This is a genomic window from Pseudogracilibacillus sp. SE30717A (genome assembly GCF_037071985.1).
Lineage (GTDB): Bacteria > Bacillota > Bacilli > Bacillales > Amphibacillaceae > Pseudogracilibacillus.
The window spans coordinates 343,124-360,608 of the sequence record NZ_JAXHDF010000002.1; the positions used below are offsets into that span (position 1 = coordinate 343,124).

The 17,485-nt window shown below is 35.4% G+C and carries 18 protein-coding genes and 1 riboswitch; of the genes, 7 read left to right on the forward strand and 11 right to left on the reverse strand.

Annotated elements, in window-relative coordinates; translation table 11 throughout:
- Nucleotides 1-285 precede the first annotated feature (285 nt).
- Nucleotides 286-915, forward strand: a complete 630-nt coding sequence (locus tag SPD48_RS04500) for a lysozyme inhibitor LprI family protein (RefSeq protein WP_336256866.1) — start codon at nucleotides 286-288, stop codon at nucleotides 913-915.
- A gap of 416 nt (nucleotides 916-1,331) precedes the next feature.
- Here the strand turns inward: SPD48_RS04500 and SPD48_RS04505 are convergent, their stop codons facing one another.
- The 8 genes from SPD48_RS04505 to SPD48_RS04540 all read right to left on the reverse strand — a co-directional run bounded on the left by SPD48_RS04505 (nucleotide 1,332) and on the right by SPD48_RS04540 (nucleotide 7,377).
- On the reverse strand, nucleotides 1,332-1,793 hold the full coding sequence (locus SPD48_RS04505; RefSeq protein ID WP_336256867.1) for a hypothetical protein: 462 nt from the start codon (nucleotides 1,791-1,793) through the stop codon (nucleotides 1,332-1,334).
- Nucleotides 1,794-1,813: 20 nt separating this feature from the next.
- Nucleotides 1,814-2,323, reverse strand: a complete 510-nt coding sequence (locus SPD48_RS04510; RefSeq protein ID WP_336256868.1) for a DUF5085 family protein — start codon at nucleotides 2,321-2,323, stop codon at nucleotides 1,814-1,816.
- Nucleotides 2,317-2,775: a DUF5085 family protein gene (locus tag SPD48_RS04515; protein ID WP_336256869.1), complete on the reverse strand. Its 459-nt coding sequence runs from the start codon at nucleotides 2,773-2,775 to the stop codon at nucleotides 2,317-2,319. Before SPD48_RS04515 ends, SPD48_RS04510 begins: the two co-directional genes overlap by 7 nt.
- Before the next feature lie 126 nt (nucleotides 2,776-2,901).
- On the reverse strand, nucleotides 2,902-3,489 hold the full coding sequence (locus SPD48_RS04520; RefSeq protein ID WP_336256870.1) for a hypothetical protein: 588 nt from the start codon (nucleotides 3,487-3,489) through the stop codon (nucleotides 2,902-2,904).
- 829 nt (nucleotides 3,490-4,318) lie between these two features.
- Nucleotides 4,319-5,053 carry a hypothetical protein gene (locus SPD48_RS04525; RefSeq protein ID WP_336256871.1) on the reverse strand — a complete coding sequence of 245 codons (735 nt, stop codon included), beginning with the start codon at nucleotides 5,051-5,053 and terminating at the stop codon, nucleotides 4,319-4,321.
- Between the two features lie 17 nt (nucleotides 5,054-5,070).
- The gene (locus SPD48_RS04530) at nucleotides 5,071-6,624 is read right to left on the reverse strand and encodes a T7SS effector LXG polymorphic toxin (RefSeq protein WP_336256872.1); all 1,554 of its coding nucleotides are present in this window, start codon (nucleotides 6,622-6,624) and stop codon (nucleotides 5,071-5,073) included.
- Between the two features lie 18 nt (nucleotides 6,625-6,642).
- A complete protein-coding gene (locus SPD48_RS04535; RefSeq protein WP_336256873.1) occupies nucleotides 6,643-6,954 on the reverse strand; it encodes a TIGR04197 family type VII secretion effector in 312 nt (103 codons plus the stop codon).
- 6 nt (nucleotides 6,955-6,960) lie between these two features.
- On the reverse strand, nucleotides 6,961-7,377 hold the full coding sequence (locus tag SPD48_RS04540) for a YwqH-like family protein (RefSeq protein ID WP_336256874.1): 417 nt from the start codon (nucleotides 7,375-7,377) through the stop codon (nucleotides 6,961-6,963).
- Nucleotides 7,378-7,729: 352 nt separating this feature from the next.
- A riboswitch (TPP riboswitch) is annotated at nucleotides 7,730-7,832 on the forward strand.
- An 84-nt stretch (nucleotides 7,833-7,916) separates the two neighbouring features.
- On the opposite strand from SPD48_RS04540, the gene tenA reads away from it, so the two are divergent.
- The 4 genes from tenA (at nucleotide 7,917) to SPD48_RS04560 (ending at nucleotide 11,256) form a co-directional block, all read left to right on the forward strand.
- A complete protein-coding gene (gene tenA / locus SPD48_RS04545; RefSeq protein WP_336256875.1) occupies nucleotides 7,917-8,600 on the forward strand; it encodes a thiaminase II in 684 nt (227 codons plus the stop codon).
- Between the two features lie 84 nt (nucleotides 8,601-8,684).
- Nucleotides 8,685-9,692 carry an ABC transporter substrate-binding protein gene (locus tag SPD48_RS04550; RefSeq protein ID WP_336256876.1) on the forward strand — a complete coding sequence of 336 codons (1,008 nt, stop codon included), beginning with the start codon at nucleotides 8,685-8,687 and terminating at the stop codon, nucleotides 9,690-9,692.
- Nucleotides 9,693-9,742: 50 nt separating this feature from the next.
- Complete coding sequence (locus SPD48_RS04555) at nucleotides 9,743-10,507, forward strand: ABC transporter permease (RefSeq protein WP_336256877.1); 765 nt, start codon at nucleotides 9,743-9,745, stop codon at nucleotides 10,505-10,507.
- Complete coding sequence (locus SPD48_RS04560; protein WP_336256878.1) at nucleotides 10,507-11,256, forward strand: ABC transporter ATP-binding protein; 750 nt, start codon at nucleotides 10,507-10,509, stop codon at nucleotides 11,254-11,256. The genes SPD48_RS04555 and SPD48_RS04560 overlap by 1 nt, the downstream gene beginning before the upstream one ends.
- 25 nt (nucleotides 11,257-11,281) lie before the next feature.
- Here SPD48_RS04560 and SPD48_RS04565 read toward each other — a convergent pair whose 3' ends face one another.
- Together SPD48_RS04565 and SPD48_RS04570 are read right to left on the reverse strand one after the other, a co-directional pair.
- The gene (locus tag SPD48_RS04565; protein ID WP_336256879.1) at nucleotides 11,282-11,437 is read right to left on the reverse strand and encodes a hypothetical protein; all 156 of its coding nucleotides are present in this window, start codon (nucleotides 11,435-11,437) and stop codon (nucleotides 11,282-11,284) included.
- Between the two features lie 183 nt (nucleotides 11,438-11,620).
- Nucleotides 11,621-12,751, reverse strand: coding sequence for a membrane lipoprotein lipid attachment site-containing protein (locus SPD48_RS04570; protein WP_336256880.1), 1,131 nt, complete (start codon nucleotides 12,749-12,751; stop codon nucleotides 11,621-11,623).
- 608 nt (nucleotides 12,752-13,359) lie between these two features.
- Here SPD48_RS04570 and SPD48_RS04575 point away from each other — a divergent pair.
- Together SPD48_RS04575 and SPD48_RS04580 are read left to right on the forward strand one after the other, a co-directional pair.
- Complete coding sequence (locus SPD48_RS04575) at nucleotides 13,360-14,799, forward strand: sodium/proline symporter (RefSeq protein ID WP_336256881.1); 1,440 nt, start codon at nucleotides 13,360-13,362, stop codon at nucleotides 14,797-14,799.
- 198 nt (nucleotides 14,800-14,997) lie between these two features.
- A complete protein-coding gene (locus tag SPD48_RS04580; RefSeq protein WP_336256882.1) occupies nucleotides 14,998-16,470 on the forward strand; it encodes a BCCT family transporter in 1,473 nt (490 codons plus the stop codon).
- Nucleotides 16,471-16,655: 185 nt separating this feature from the next.
- On the opposite strand, the gene SPD48_RS04585 is transcribed toward SPD48_RS04580, so the two are convergent.
- A complete protein-coding gene (locus tag SPD48_RS04585; RefSeq protein ID WP_336256883.1) occupies nucleotides 16,656-17,483 on the reverse strand; it encodes an ABC transporter permease in 828 nt (275 codons plus the stop codon).
- Nucleotides 17,484-17,485: the final 2 nt, after the last annotated feature.

Consider the following 17,485-nt stretch of genomic DNA (forward strand, 5'->3'; position numbering starts at 1 on the left):
TCTTTCCCCTCCCTTCTCACTAATACTCAGAATACCATTACTTTCCTTTTAATACATGAGCCTTAAGAAATAGTTATGCAGTCACAGATGCTTTTATCAATAAAAAACGTAAGAAGTCGGTTGAAAATATTTTGCTGCCTATGTTAAGGTGAAGAATGAGAATCGCTCTTTCATTTTGTTCCATTATATTTTTAATTGAGTTGAATAAAGTCTACCTATATTCCAACAAAAACTATAGAAAATGAAGCATCTTTTATTAGCTTACAAGTAGAAAGGTAGTGTTGTATGAAAAATAATCAAACATTTATACATGGTATTTTCATTTTTTTCTTAGTTGTGCTTTCGGCCTGCGGGAATTCACCAAACGAGTCAAAGGTCACATCAGATAAGCAAGGACAAAATGAAGAATTAACTCAACACCAAAAAGAAGATTCAAGCACCCACGAGAATGATTCAACCATGGACGATAAAAGCTCAGGTCAGTTAGAATCAGAAAACAATGAAAAAATAAATACTAAGCAATCAACAGAAGAGGATACTTCAACCAAAACAACGGGGTTAAAGAAAGACTACCTTTACCTGTTAAACAAAACAAAGACAGAAGTAGAACAAATGCGAAGCAATCCTATTGATGAGTCAACATTTGCTTTAAAAGAAATCGAAGGTAATGTATTTGAAAAATGGGATGGTCTGTTAAATGAAGTGTATAACGTTTTAAAAAAACAACTCCCTGAAGGAGAAATGGAGCAACTAAGAAACGAACAACGTGAGTGGATCGACTATCGGAATGAATCAGCTAAAGAAGCTTCTCTTAAATATAAAGACGGAACGATGGAACAATTAGAATACGTAAAAGTAGAAAATGATCTAACTGAAGACAGATGCTATGAACTTGTGGAAAAATATATGGAGTGATAGTTGTAAAATAAGTGCTAAAAAGCTAAAAGGAACGATAACGAGATTGAGACAAAACAAAATAGTAGATATAAAACACGAACCTTACTCCAAGTTAGCGAAAGAAATATACGGAGACTCCTGCCAGAAGAAAAGCCTCGATAAGACACTGAAAGGCGATAAATATCGAAAGATTACAGACTAAAACCGCCCTTTGCGGGCAACGTCTGTATACCCCTTGCCGGGGCAGGAGGCTTATCAGCGAGCAGCGGTTAAGGAGACACTATGAAAGCAAACGATAGTGCGGCTTGAATAGATGTCGCTCTTATACCAGGGGTGAAAGCGAAGTATATTTCTGTAGCGACTATTATAATTTTAATCATTCGTGTTTCAATAACTCTTTCTAACTTATGTCCCAACCTCTTTCTTAACAAAATTTATTTTTCAACAAAATCGATGGTGAAGTTCTCCATTTTAAGAAGTACGTTTTCATCGTCCAATTCATAAAAGAGATCAACATCTTTTTCCTCAATATTTAATAAAATAGGTACGACACTATCTCTCTCTAAAATACCTATATACTCTTTCGGCAAATCAACTGCAACATCATTAAATATGTATTCCCCATCTTTTGTTCCTAAAGTCAAGTCAAAAATAATCTGTTGAATCGGCTTTTCGAGTCGGTTAATTACAAAACATAAAACAGCTGGTTCACCTTCATTGTTCTCCAAAATACTATACGGATATAAACTAAAGTCATTTGGCGCACCCATCTGTGGATTCGCTTTAATCACTTCTGAAACAGCTTGATAAAACTCATTGTTATCCACCGTGATTCCCGCTTGTTTATCAATATTTAACACTTGGAGAGTTAAATCTCCATTAGATTCTGTCGCCATTTTCCCCATCCTTTGCTATCTTAATCAGTTAATCTATGTGTATATTTTTCTAATAAACTTACTTCTTGATCCGTTAATTCCTCTTCATCTTCAGCAAACACTTTCAGTTTCAACTCTACCCACTGTATATCTTCATCTCCACGAAGGATATGATACATCGGTGAACATATTTGCAACTCGTTTTCGATGGCATACGTCAAAATTTTCTCGTATCCAAATTCTGTGTTTTTCTGAAAATCCCCTTTTACTCTCGTCATCAACATTCCATCAATATAAAAATAGGACTGGAATAATAAACGAGTATCTCTAGGAACATAGGTCTGCTCAACTGGAATATAGAAGTCTATATTCATTATCTCTTCTAAAGGAGCATTATGCAATGCATAAAATAACGGTCCATTAATCGACAGTCCTGCATGAACAAGTTTATCGTTGAAGTCATCTAATGCCCGTTCGAAATCCGTATAATGAATTTCATACGAATGCCAAACAACATTCCGATACATAATGCGTTCACCCTCTATTACCATGGTGTATTGTCACCTGCTTCCACTTTCGCATAAATATCAATAATAACATCATCAAACAAATCAAATGTCACATGATAATAAGAAGGATCCAGTTTCCAATCCTTTTCTTTTGCATAGTTTTCTAATAAAGCGTATGCTTCTTCCAATTCCTCTGTTTCTGAACAACGAACATAAATAGCCGGTCCTATCTCTAATACTTCTAATTGTTCAAAAAAAGCATCTTTTGGTACATCGACTTCCGAATTTAGCCCAATATAATACGTATATGTACCGTAATTTGGATCGTCCTCTTGATCTTTCATTTTAAAAATTACCGGGCTCGTATAATAGATATCATCATTCACCAAATTATGTCGTAATCCCAAGATTGGTTTAAACCAATCTTCGTGCGGAATAACCTCATTTACACAAATTACATTCTGAATAATTAATGAACCTTCTCTAACGATCATATAAAATTTCCTCCTGTTTATTTTAAACATTGTTTTGTTAAAAATGAAGAGTATTTGGCGGATTCACTCGAAAAGAAGGAAAACGAATGACACAATATGCCGCCTTCACAAATTCTACGGCACCGATTAATAAAGCGATAAATAAAAAAAGGTAAAAATTCCCATTCCTGCTAATACATCGTTTTCTCCTAGTAAATCATTCTTGATAATATAACCTGTTACAGAAACAAGGAGAAAAAGAACAGGTATAAATACATAAAGTTGATTCCCTCTTTTCTCATTCGCTTTATCCCTTTCTTTTTTTATTCCCTTAAAAGAACGCCAAACAAGAAATAAGTGAAGTAAAAAGCCAAGTATTATAATGAATATTATTAACGGAGCAAAAATCTCATAGACTCCCCTATCTTTAGCAAACATAGACATGGCGACAAATGGATCTAAAGCCATCTTATATGTATAAAACACATAACTAATAGTCAATACAATCTGTGTCCAATTATTTTTCCCATGAATTAAAATGATGATTGCAAGTTGGATAATGAACAGAATAGCTTCTAAGATAAAGACGCTTTTCCAAAACCCAGATAAATTCTCCCACCCTATTACTGAATTGCTTGCGTTTGCAGCCATATAAGCAATCCCCATCGCAAGCAACGAAAAAAAACATAAAGACTCCCAGTCCACCTCGGATACTTGCCGGAGAAAGTCGTCCATTTTTGATTTCATCCCTAATATCTATGAAATTTTTTTCAGTTAATTTGGACATTCACAGGCTCTCCCCTTATTCTTTTCAAGCATTTTTCTTCTTCGTTGATGGCGAATTCACTCTAAACAAGGAAAACGAATGACACAATAGGCATTTTTCACAAATTCGACTGCTCCAATCATCTAATAGGAATGTACCAATTCCGAGGAGAGATAATATATCGCACCTAATAAGTCGTTTCTAATAATGTAACCTATTATCCCTACAAGCAAAAAAAGAAAAGGAGTAAAAGCAATGAGCTTGGAATTACTTTTATGTTCTCTCGCTCCTTTATTCTTATTTCCTTTTTTTAAATCCTTAAAGTAACTTTTAACAAAATAGATATGAAATAAAAATCCTAATATAATAATTATTATTACAAGAGGGGCATATATTTCATAAACTCCTTGATCCTTAGTATATATAAGTATCATAACGAATGGATCTAGAACCATCTAGTATGTGTAAAAAACGTAGCTAATAGTTAACAATATTTGCGACCAATTACTTTTTACACGTACAAGGAAAATTAATACAAGCTGAAATACAAACAAAATTGCTTCTAATTTGAATAAGGTTTTCCAAAATATTGATAAGTTTTCCCAACCAATTACACTGTTACTAGCAGCTACCCCCATATAGGCAATGCCAACCATAATTAATGAAAAAACATAAAGGCACCTAAACCGGCACAATACCTGCTGAGGAAATTCTTCCAGTTTTGAGTTCTTCCTTTATGTCTTGAAAGTCTTTTTCAGTTAACTGAGTCATTTAATCGATTCATTCCTTTTGCCCACTTTAAACATTTTCATTCTTAGTCGAAGGTGGATTTACCCGAAATGATGGAAAACGAATAACACAATAGGCACCCTTTACAAAATCTATAGCACCGAGTAATAAAGCAACTAATAAAATGAATGCTACTATGAGAAAAAACAAATTGTCGTTACTTCCAAGTAAATCGTTTTTAATAATATATCCTGTCACAGACACCAGTAAAAAAATGATAGGAATAGACATATATAGTGAAGAGGCTGATTTCCTTTCATTATGTTTATCTCTATTTGCTTTTAACCCCCTAAAAGCTCTTCTTAAAAAATAAAAGTGTATGATAAACCCAATAATAGCTAAGCCCAAAGCAAGGGGATAAAGCTTTTCATAAACCCCATCATTTTTTGCAAACATCATTAACAAAACAAATGGATCTAGTGCCATCTTATATGTATAAAGAACAAAACTTATATTCAACAATATCTGTTCCCAATTACTTTTTCCGCGTACTAAAAAGATTAAAACAATTTGGAAAATAAACAGAATCGCTTGTAACCAGAAGACTGATTGCCAAAAAACCGATAAGTTTTCCCAACCAATTACGCTGCTGCTTGAAGCAGCAACCGCAAAAGCAATTCCAACCATTAGTGCCGAGAAGAACATAAAAACCCCTAGATAAAAACGAATACTATCGGGAGAAAGTCGACCGTCTTTAATTTCATCCTTAACATCTAGAAAATCTTGTTCAGTTAATTGCGCCAAAATACTTTCATTCCTTTCTATTTAAACCAACCTTTTATCTTATTGATTGCTTTATTTGTACCTCCTTTGATATGATCTAAAGCACTTTTTGGTGGTTCTCCCCACTTTTTATTCAGCCCAGTACTTACTAGAATTCCCACTCCCGCACCAACTACCGTTCCAATTGGAGGTAAGAAAGCCGAACCAACAGCTGCTCCCGTTGCTGCGGCAACACTGCTTCCCGCAATGTCTACAGCCGAACCAACAATTGCTTTTTGTGTATTGCCTTTATGTTGGTTAAAGTTATCTGCGATATGAAGTCCAGCACCCAAAGGTCCAGCCAATTTACCGATTTTCCCTAATACATTTAGTCCTTTCGTTTTTCCTTTAACCTCATCAACAACACCGGTCATAAGTGTTTGTGGCTTATTCCAGTTCGTTTGGGTAATTATTTTTTTCGTAGTTTTATATTTATTCCCTAACAATTCATTACCGAACGTTTTCGCCATACTCCATACTTTCTTTCCAGGTGACAATTTTTTAAAATCTTGATATTTTTGTAAATCAAGGAGCCTAGCAAATTCCTTTTTCATGGCATTTTTTCCACGAACATTAGTAAACGGGGCTGATTGCAACGCTTTTAATGGATTCATCTTTCCTTTTACGATTTTCTTTGCAATATCCATAAATTGCCTATTGGTAACTTTAAATATGTTTGTATTGGTCAAAAGATTATTATAACGGATGTAAGAATCTCGAAATAAAGAGTGTAAGCCTGTTTTCAAAAACTTACTTCTTTCACCCTGTGTCATCGTTTTTAAAATAATTGCCATGGACCCAGCTTGTGCTGCCATTCCGGTGTAACTCGAGTATTTAAAATATTTCTTTGCAATATCTCCCCAATCACTCACTTTATCTAGAGAAGTTTTATCGCTTCGGCTATACACCCATTTATCAAGTTTTTCTTTCGCTTCTTTAGAATCTCCCTTATAAAACTCTGTAAATCTTTCTTCACCCTTTTTTGCTTGAGCATTACTCATTAACAATTGAATATGCTTCAACATCTCCTTCATTTTGGCAGTGTCAGCCTGATTAGAAAAATCGCCCATATTCTGAACGAGATCTTTAATAATACGGGTAAGAATATTTTTTTTCGTTGTTATCTCGTGAAAATTTGGTTTGATCACACTGACGAGATCAGAAACGCTGTTAATCGTCTGATTAATTTCTTGCGAAAGAGATTCAAAATCTGAGTACGTCGATTCAATGGTTTCTTTTTGTTCCTCTATATATGATTGATATACTTTCGCCCCTTCACTTGAATCCACTTTTCCTAAAAAGTCGTTTATATTTTGATCGGAGTCTGCATCTATTTCAATGAGAAGTTGCTGAAAAGCTTCAATGATTGATTGATGGAACTCTGCAAAATAATACTTCGCCTTCTCAGCAGACTTCCCTTTAAACGACTCCATTGCATCCAAACTTCCGATTTCCTTCTTAACTGTACTAAGACTTGCTTCAGCTTGTGCTTGCCCTTGTGAAATCTTATTGGATAAAGCAACCACTTCTGGCAAATCAACTTTAAGACTCAATTTGCATCTTCCCTTCCTCTAGACATGTATCGGCTCATAACCGCCGGAGTTTGCAGCTGCTGATTTATTCGATGCCAGTTTATTATCTTGTTCCTGTAGGGATTCACCAACACTTTCTAACACATCAATGTCATTTTTGAAATGTGCTTTATATGCGTCTAATTGATTGATCAGCTGGATGAGCACTTCTAAATTTTCGGTAAAAGGCTTTAAATTTGTTGTATCAAACGTTTCGCCTGTGCTGATCCCTGTATCAACCTCAGCAATTGAGGAATTCAAGCTTGACACATTTGAATTAAATTCAGCCATATTTATACTGATTTTTCCCATATCTTATCACTCCTTCTCAGCTTGACTAATTTGTCTATTTAAACTTTCAAGCGTGCTTGTTAAATTATCTAAACTGGCTCTTGCATTAGTTAAGTCGGCTTGAACTCGACTTATTTCTGCGTCAATGTCACTTTTAGCTGATTTTGTTTTTGTAATATAGTTTTGTGTATTTGTTTTATACTGGCCATAATGAGTATCAAACTCTGACTTTTCTTTCCCTTTCCACATGTTTCCATCGATTTGTACTTTATCAATTGTAGACTTAATCGTGTTTAATTCACTTATTTGTCCATTTAACGTATTAGATGCAGTCTTCAATCTGTTTAATTTGCCTTCTAAATCTGTTATCCTCATCCTGGCATTACTCATGCCCTGAAGAGTAACAGATCTCCTATTTATTAATGTTTGCAAACTAACTCCCACTTGTTGGCCTCCTTCTACTTTTTTCGTATATGTATAGTTAACTTTTGGCGGAATCCACCAACCAAAATAGTAAGTTTAACAGGTGGAAGATTGCTGACTGACAAACTCCTACCCTAAATATTTTTTAATAAACGTTTCCTTTATTTTTCCTTCGATAGGTGGAACTACATAGTTATAAAGGTATAGTTCTCCCATTCTAATTATCTTTTAGAGTATCATTTTTGGAAAATAAATACATGAGGATTAAGGTATGGGAAAATATTACTAAAACAACGTGAATTCCTTACATTTTTAAAATACAAACTTGACTTATCATAAATCTCTGTTAGCATAAGAGTCGAATCAAATAATTATTTTCTACTAGGGGCGCCGGAATGGCTGAGATAAATGTAAATTTAGCACCCTTAGAACCTGAACTGGTTAAGACCAGCGGAGGGAAGTAGAATTCGCGAAAGTATATGCGCTCTTTTTGTGCGTCTTATTTTGCAATGCTTCCTTCTACTAGTCTTTAGAAAAAAAGATTAGAGGAGGATTTTTTTATGAAGTTTACTGATCAATTGAAAGCAGCTGCCAAGGATAGCTGGGAACAAAGTTTAAACCATCCATTTGTACAAGGAATCGTGAAAGGAGATTTACCATTAGATAATTTTAAATACTATATTTTGCAAGATATTTATTATCTAAAACATTACGGTAAAGTTCACGCGATTGCTGCAAGCCAAGCAGAGGATTTTCAACTTACTGCTTTGTTAGCTCAAAAAGCGCAGAAGACTGCTCAGGCTGAGTTAACAGTACATAACGAGCATGCAGAAATTTTAAACATTACTAAAGAAGACATGGAAAACTTTAAGCCTGCACCAACAGCATATGCATATACATCGCATTTGTACCGTGCGACGATGTCTGGGAATTTAGCACATTCTGTTGCAGCAATGCTTCCTTGTTACTGGCTGTATGCAGATATTGGCAAGAAAAATGAAGGAGCAACTCCTGAACCGGTAATTTATCGCAACTGGATTAAAATGTATGCAAGTGAATGGTTCCAAGAGTCGACAAACGAAATGATCGACATTTTAAATACACTTGTTGAAGATATGAATGATCAGGAAAAAGAGAAGGTTAAAGAGCAATTTATTATTGCTAAAGAATACGAACTCCATTTTTGGGAAATGTCGTATACAAAAGAAACGTGGTTATCGAATAAGAAACACTCGTTATCTTAAACTTTATAAAAAAGCGCCTGTTTAAAATAACTGGCGCTCCATACTTACTAATAATTATGTGTTTTCCCAGGAGGAACTATATTTATGAAACGATATTTATCCATTAGTTTAATTATCTTACTTAGTCTTATACTTGTTGCTTGCGGTGGCGGGGAGAAATCAGAAAAACAAGAAGAACAAGTAAAATCAGATTCAGAAGCGAAAAAGGTTTCCCTCTTCTTAGATTGGACCCCTAATACGAATCACACAGGTATTTACGTTGCCAAAGAAAAAGGTTTTTATGAAGAAGTAGGATTAGATTTAGAGGTTCTACTTCCAGGTGAAGTGAGTGCAGAACAACTTGTTGCAACAAATAAAGGCGAGTTTGGAATCAGTTTTCAAAAACAAGTAACACAAGCACGAGCAGAAGATTTACCGGTTATTTCTGTTGCGGCAATTATTCAGCACAGTACAAGCGGGTACGCTTCTCCTGTAGAAAAAGGAATCGAAACTCCGAAAGATTTTGTTGGAAAAGTATATGGTGCTTATGGTTCGGAAATGGAAGAATTAATGATTAATCTCGTCATGGAACGAGATGGAGCAAGTGTCGAAGATGTAGACATTGTTCAGTTAGGTAATTCTGACTTTTTCGTAGCAACTCAAAAAGATATTGATTTTGTAAGCATTTTTTATGGGTGGACTGGAATCGAAGCAGAAATCCGCGATGTAGAACTGAACTTTATTGAAGACACGGAATATGCAGAAGAATTAGATACATATTCGCCTGTCATCATTACAAACGATAACTTAATTAAGGAAGATCCGGAAACAGTACAAGCATTTGTAGAAGCTACTTTAAAAGGATATGAATTTGCGATTGAAAATCCAGAAGAAGCCGCCGAAATTTTAATCGCAGCAGAGCCTGACTTAGATCCCGAGCTAGTGAAACGAAGCCAGGAATGGTTATCCCCTCGTTATCAGGATGACGCTGAAATATGGGGCATCCAAGACCTAGATCGTTGGGAAACATTTACAAAGTTCCTCTACGAAAACGACATTATCGATAAAGATATCGATGCATCCGAGGCTTTTACAAACGAATTTATTGAATAAAACTCGTTCTTAAATAAAAATTTCAGATAATATGTCATGGAGAAGATATGATGAACAATAAATTAGTTAAAGTCAGTTGGCGACCGGCGCTAGCAATCATTTTATTTGTCGCCTTTTGGGAAATTAGCACACGTCTCTTTTCCATTGAAGTTTGGGTACTACCCGCACCTTCTGTAATTTTCATGGAAATGCGGGAAGTCTTACCCGTCTTTATCCCACATATGATGTCTACGATTAAGCTAGTTATTATCGGATTTTCAATCGGCACGACAATTGGGCTGGGCACAGCTACGTTATTACATCATTTTGATCGGATTCGGGAAACTATTTATCCTTTCTTAATCATTTCGCAAAATATTCCTACCATTGTGTTGGCACCATTGTTACTCATTTGGTTTGGTCTTGGTGATACGCCTAAAATCATTATTATTTCAATGACTGCATTTTTTCCGATCACTGTTGCCACACTCGGTGGATTTCAGCAAACAAATCGAGAGCTCATTCATTATATGAAAATGATGGGAGCAACACGAAAGCAATTATTTACGAAGTTGGAGTTTCCACACGCCCTACCTTCCATTTTCTCTGGAATTAAAATATCCGCTACGTACAGTGTCATGACCGGAGTTGTAGCCGAATGGCTTGGGGCTCAAAAAGGAATCGGTGTATTTATGACTCTTGCCGCTTCTTCTTATCGGACACCACGTGTATTTGTAGCCATTATTATTGCGATGATTTTAAGTTTACTATTTTTTGCATTCATTTCGTTTCTTGAGCGTTTTTTCATAAAATGGAACAGAGAGGAAGTCGAGTAATGGCACTTTCCCTTCATAATATAAACAAATCGTTTGGCAACAAAAAAGTTTTACAAAATATTTCTCTTCAGATTGAAAAGGGAGAGTTCGTTTCTTTACTTGGTCCTTCAGGTAGTGGAAAAAGTACGTTATTTAATATAATCGGAGGGTTATTCAGTCCTGATGAAGGGGATGTTTTTTTAGAAGAAAGAAAGATTACTAATCGATCGGGACATATTAGTTATATGCCTCAGCAGCCGTCGCTTTTTCCATGGCGTACCGTTTTGGAAAATGCTCTATTAGGTCAAGAGTTAGCCAAAAAAACAGATGCTGAATATGCAAAAAAACTACTAACAAAAGCAGGCTTAGGTGATATGCTTGATGCGTATCCTCATCAATTATCTGGTGGAATGAAACAAAGAGTTGCTTTTATTCGTGCTTTATTAAGCCCACAGGAGATCATGTGTTTAGACGAACCCTTTTCAGCGCTTGATGCTTTTACTCGCTTGGATATGCAGAAGTGGCTACTTGAAACTTGGGAAGAAGTGGAACAGTCGATTTTCTTTATTACCCATGATATAGAAGAAGCACTCTTTTTATCGGACAAAATTGTTATTTTATCCTCGAATCCCGCTGAAATTAAAGAAATTATTCATGTGCCATTTGAACGACCTAGAAAAGAAGAGTTGTTGTTAAGTTATTCTTTTTTGGATTGGAAACGAGAAGTAACAGAAAAAATGGAAATGGGTAATAATGAGCTAAAAAAATAAGCTGGTATAAAGTGCCAGCTTATTTTTATTTTCGTTTCCGTTTATTTTTCTTGCCATCCAGGTTAACGAATTCGCTTTCCCTTGCGACCTCTACATCGTGCTTCGGACTCGTATCATACTTTCTCGCAATATTTCTTTGTTTTCCAGTATCTCTATTTCGATTTTTATTTTCTTCAGACATAGTAAATCCTCCTATCATATTTACTATATCCTGTTAGTGTTGAAACTATTTATTCAAAATAGTTTTATCTGTGCAAAGAAACGCTACTATAACTACAAAAAAGAAGCATAACTCTCGTCGATGTCGCCTTATAGAGTGTCCATTTTCGTTAAGCCCAGTAGTTTCATTTTTAGCAAGATGATATTATTTTTTCATTTTTATAAATAATTTTTCGAGTGCTTTTTCATTTTTTCCTAAAGCGGGTTCTGTATTTATCGCTTTAAAGATGTCCTTGTTTTCAAATTTCCGGTCATCCTGCATCGCTGAGTCAATTACAGCATAGACGTCGTTTGCTTTGAGGAGACTTTTATCCATAATCCACATTTCTATTTGATAAAAATGTGTTCCGTCAGTCCATTGATAAATACGGTCTTTACGCTCATTATGTTGATAAATTGTTACTTCTATACCGCCAGGTGTTTTAACTACTTCGTCTTCCTTAAATATATCTTCATACACTTCCAGTTCTTGATCTGAGACCGAATATGTAATGGTATCAGACCCTCCTATTCTATATTGAACATCCAACTGAACAGTCTTTTCATTATATCCCATGTACATAAATGCTGCTCCATCTAATTCAACATATTCCTCATGGAGCTTTGGAAATTTAATGTTTTCCGTATCTAAATTCAATGCTTTATATAGCGGATCGTACGCTCCCTCTTCCTCTGTTTTTAAAGATTTACTTATTAATTCGATAGCTTTTTCGTTATCTGGATCTTCCTCTTCGGACAAAGTAATGTTATAGATATTCCCATCACTTTCTCCCCACATTTCATATCTTTTATAGGAATCTCCATATAACCCATACACTCCATTAATTGAATCATGGTCGAGCTTTTTCTCTTCGACAAATTCACCTTTAAACTCTTTCATCGCTTCCTTGTCATATCTGGTACCACCTTCATATGAAATGAGTGGCAACCCCAAGTCCAAATCGTAATATGAGGAGTATTGGAACGTATCATTATATGTAAAATAACGAATAATGATGTCCCCTATATCCTTTTCACTTTTAATAAAGCCAGGTTTTTTTAATTCTCGCTGTTTTGTCATCATTTTTTCAATGATTTCTCGTTCATTAAGAGGATTTTCTAAATCAATCAGTTCATTTTCAACCTCTGCATCTGATACGGTTTTAATTTCTTTATCCTCTTCCACCGTTTTGTTTTTAGGAGTTTCATCAGTTAACTCATTTAATACTGCGTCCATCATATTACTACAACCTGCTAGAAGCACTGTTGCAAAAATTAATGTAAATATCTTTCTCATCTATCCTCTACTCCCCCATAGTTTTAAAATGTTACTGAAATTTTGCGTAAGATCAGTATCATAACAGAGTAAACATTATCAAAATATGTTAGAACCCTCAAGAGTCTAAAGAAATAGGAGAATAGAACTTATTATTTTATAAGATGAGAATGATATGCATATTATTTCTTAGATAAAAGGATGATTAGTAGATTAAACTTGGTCTTATCAAGCTATTCATAGGAAATTTAAGCCATCTTTTTATTACATGCCTAATTTTCCTTAAATAAAATTACTGCTCTGCTATTTTAAATGTTTTTGTCGGAGGCCATGCGACAACCTAGCAAAATTACATTTCGCTCTTAGCCATGAGACGAGATGTCCATGTCCGTGCAAACATTCCAACTTACCTCAAACTCTTTATTGGTGAAACTCTTGTCAAGGCATCTGAACTATCTACTCAATTTTCTATATATTTTTTTCCATTCATTCGAGATATCAGTAGTCACAACCTAATAACTTCTTTTCACTATTCTAACTGCCTTCTCCTTATACAAGACTAATATTTTTACCCTTGTTTTCATAATTTAATAGTAAAGAATTCCACATATTTTAATGGAGGTGGATAAATGAATAATATTATTATAGTGGAATTTATTTTATATTTTATCGTCATCATTGCCATAGCGTATATGGCAAGCAGAACAAAAATGAGTCATTCAGTATTTCTTTTAGGTGGAAAACAACTTCCTGGTTGGGCGCTTGCTTTTTCAGAACGGGCAACTGGAGAGTCAGCTTGGTTACTGCTCGGTTTTACTGGATTTGTTTTTGTTACAGGGTTATCTGGAATATGGGTAGCAATCGGTATAGCTACGGGAATAATTTTCGCATGGTTAGTATTGACAAGAAGATTTCGAGAAGAAGCAGATAAATATAATGTCCTTACCTTACCAGACTATTTAGCCATTAAGTTTCAAGCGAAAGCAAATATTATTCGTTGGCTAATAAGTATATTAATCGCAAGTTTCTTCATGTTTTATGTCGGAGCTCAACTTGCAGGAGCGGGAAAACTTTTTCTAACTACGTTTCACATGAACGAAACGACCGGGATTATCATTGCTACTGCCGTCATCATGGCAACTGCATATTTTGGAGGGTTTTTATCTGTTGTCTGGACAGATATGATTCAGAGTATTATGATGCTGCTTACATTAGTCTTTCTACCAATCGTTGCGCTTATTTATATTGGTTCAAATGATCTATCCATTTCGACCTCTCTTGTCACTGCAGGAGAAGGTTTCGATTCGTGGATGGGTGGTGTCACTGGATTTGCCATTGGTGTGTTATTTTTTAATAATTTCTCTTGGTTCTTTGGTTATTTAGGCGGGCAGCCACAGCTGAGTGCACGTTTCATGGCATTAAAAAATGATCGGGAAGCGAAGCAAGGCATTACCGTTGCTATCATATGGACCCTACTCGCATATGCAGGTGCATTTATAATTGGACTTGCCGCGATTGCTATGTACCAGCAAGGGAGTTTTTCGGATGTGGAAACAGTCCTTCCTCATATGATTCTTGATCTGATGCCACCGTGGATTGCTGGTATTTTACTTGCTGGAATTATGGCTGCTATTATTACTACTGCTAACTCTCAACTTATGGTCGTCACCAGTTCTGTTAGTGAGGATATTATTCATAAGACACTTGGTATGAAATTAACGGACAGACAAATGGTTACCCTTTCTCGAATTATTATTTTAGCCGTTGGAATCGTTGGTATGATCATAGCATTGACCTCAGAATCCTTACTCTATCTTGTCGTAAGTTGGGCATGGGCAGGTGTCGGAGGTACTTTATCCCCTGCTATATTGATGACGTTTTTTTGGAAAAAATATTCAAGTTCTGGGTTAATAGCTACTGTTGTTTCCGGTTTTGTCTTTACTGTTTTATGGATTAGCACCCCACTGGATGGCATTATAACATCGAGATTTTCTACTTTTTTCATAGCAGCTATTTTTGGAATTTTATTCAGTTTCCTGTTACCTGATAAAAAAGAACAAACGGGATAGTCAGTCAAGAGTTATGTTTTTAAACAGAAACAGAACTCTTTTTTCTAATCTGATTATAGAAAAATACCTTAATAACAAGATTTAATTAAGAACTAATTATTGTGCTTTCTACTTAGTTAACCCTAAATATATAAATAATAGTTTTTTGTATCACTTTTTCGGAAATAACTCATACTAACACTACTCGGAGGTGTTTGTATGAAAAAGGTATCAAATGTTTTTTGGTACGCCGTCTCCACTTGTATCGCAATTGTATTATGGGGGACATTTTTTCCAAGTCATTTAAATACAATAACAGCTGCAACTACCGCTTTTATTTACGACCGGTTCGGCTGGTACTATATGTTTGTCATTATGGTGATGATAATATTATGTATCTACCTAATGTTTTCTCGCTTTGGAAAAATCAAACTTGGTAAAGAAGATGATGAACCAGATTTTAGCTATCCAGCTTGGTTTGCAATGTTGTTTAGTGCAGGAATGGGAATTGGATTGATGTTTTTTACGACAGCAGAAACAATTTCTCATGCGTTTATCAGCTCTCCAAATGCCGATCCAGGTACAAAACAGGCAATCGTAGAATCTTTACAATACACTTCTTTTCATTGGGGATTTCATGGTTGGGGGCTATATGCAATTGTCGGCTTGATTCTTGCCTATTTTAAGTTTTATCGAGGAGCCCCTGGTTTAATCAGTGCGACACTTGAACCTTTGTTTGGAGAAAAGGTAATGCGTGGAAAAACTGGTGTCATCGTCGATACATTAGCAATCATTGCAACCGTTGTTGGAGTAGCTTCGACCCTTGGATTAGGTTCAGCACAAATTAATAGTGGTTTGACATTTTTATTTAATGCACCTAAAACGTTTTGGTTCCAACTCATAATTTTAGTAATTGCAACAGTCTTATTTATCGCTTCTGCCTGGTCGGGAATTGGGTATGGGATTAAATATTTAAGTACCATCAATATGTGGCTCGCTGCATTAGTCGTAACGCTATTATTTTTCGTTGGTCCTTCGATGTACATAATCAATATGTTTACAACAACAATTGGAAAATATGCAGGAAATTTTATTGAGATGAGTTTTGAACTAAAACCTGTTGATCCGGAGAAACGGCAATGGATTAATGATTGGACAATTTTTTATTGGGCTTGGTGGATTTCATGGGCACCGTTTGTCGGCATGTTTATCGCGCGCGTCTCTAAAGGAAGAACAATTAGAGAATTTATTGCCGGTGTTTTACTTGCCCCTACATTTGTAACGATGATTTTCTTTGCTGTGTTTGGAGTATCTGCACTAAATTTGGAGCAAAATGGGATTGCTAAAATATCTGAATTAGCTACTGAAACGGCAACTTTTGGCATGTTTCAGCATTATCCGTTAGGGACTATTTTGTCTTTTTTAACAATTATTGTGATTGCAGTATTTTTTATAACATCAGCTGATTCAGCTACATTTGTTCTCGGCATGTTCAGTACAACTGGACGATTAAACCCTGCAAACTCGGTAAAAATAATTTGGGGAATCTTACTCTCATCGATGGCTGCAATCGTAATGTATTCTGGAGGGATTCAAGGTTTTCAAAATATGCTGATCATCGCGGCCTTGCCATTTTCAGTCATTATTATTTTAATGTCTGTCTCCTTCTTAAAAGTCGTTAAAAAAGAATAAGGTAAGAGAATCGTCTCAGTATTGTGTGATTTTACTTGGTGTAGAATGAACGATACTTGGTAAAAATTCTATTGGACGAAAAAAACGTGCACGATGCATTGCCCTCATTCAAGGGATGAGACAATGCTTCGTGCACATTTCCATTCCAAAAGCACCACTATTATAGGTGACGAAACTTCAATTAATCATTCATATTTTACTGGTAGATTATCTTTACTAATGTCTCTTTTCGTTAATATAAACTGTTGTCGTTCATTAAAAAATACTTTATAGGCTAAATGTAGAAAAATGAGGACCGTGATGGAAACTGTTCCTGCCACCCCTAGCATAACTGATAATTGATATTTCACTGCTGTAATTGGAGATTGACCAGCGATAATTTGCCCAGTCATCATTCCCGGCAAGAAGATAATTCCCATTCCGACCATCGCATTTATCGTCGGGAGCATTGCTTGATCATAAGCTTCATTTATTATTGACTTCGATGCTACTTTTGGTGAAGCCCCAAGCATGAGCGCTCCTTCTATCTTTTCCTTTTGCCCCTTCATTCCGTTTAATAAATTATTTACTCCGAGAGAAACCCCTGTCATTGTTTTTCCGATAATCATTCCGCTTAGAGGAATAAAATATTGTGGTTCATACCATGGATCAAGCTGCAATACAACAAGCATGAAAAAGATAAGATTTATACTTATTCCGACGAACATTGCGAGTGCAATGATTTTTTTAATGTCAATTTTTATAGTTGCTTTTGTTCTCTGATACACGTTGAAAACGGCAAAACCTAACATAATGAACACGATAGAAACGGTTATAAGAGGATGAGGGTTCTTCAATACATAGACTAAAATATATCCGACTATAATAAGTTGGATGGTCATTCGTAATACAGATATAATAAGTAATTTTTCCCGGGGAATTTTTTTAAAACGAAAGATGACTAATATAATAATGATAAAGATATAGGCATATGCAACTTGCCACATTGTAAAATCCATCACATCTTCATTCACTC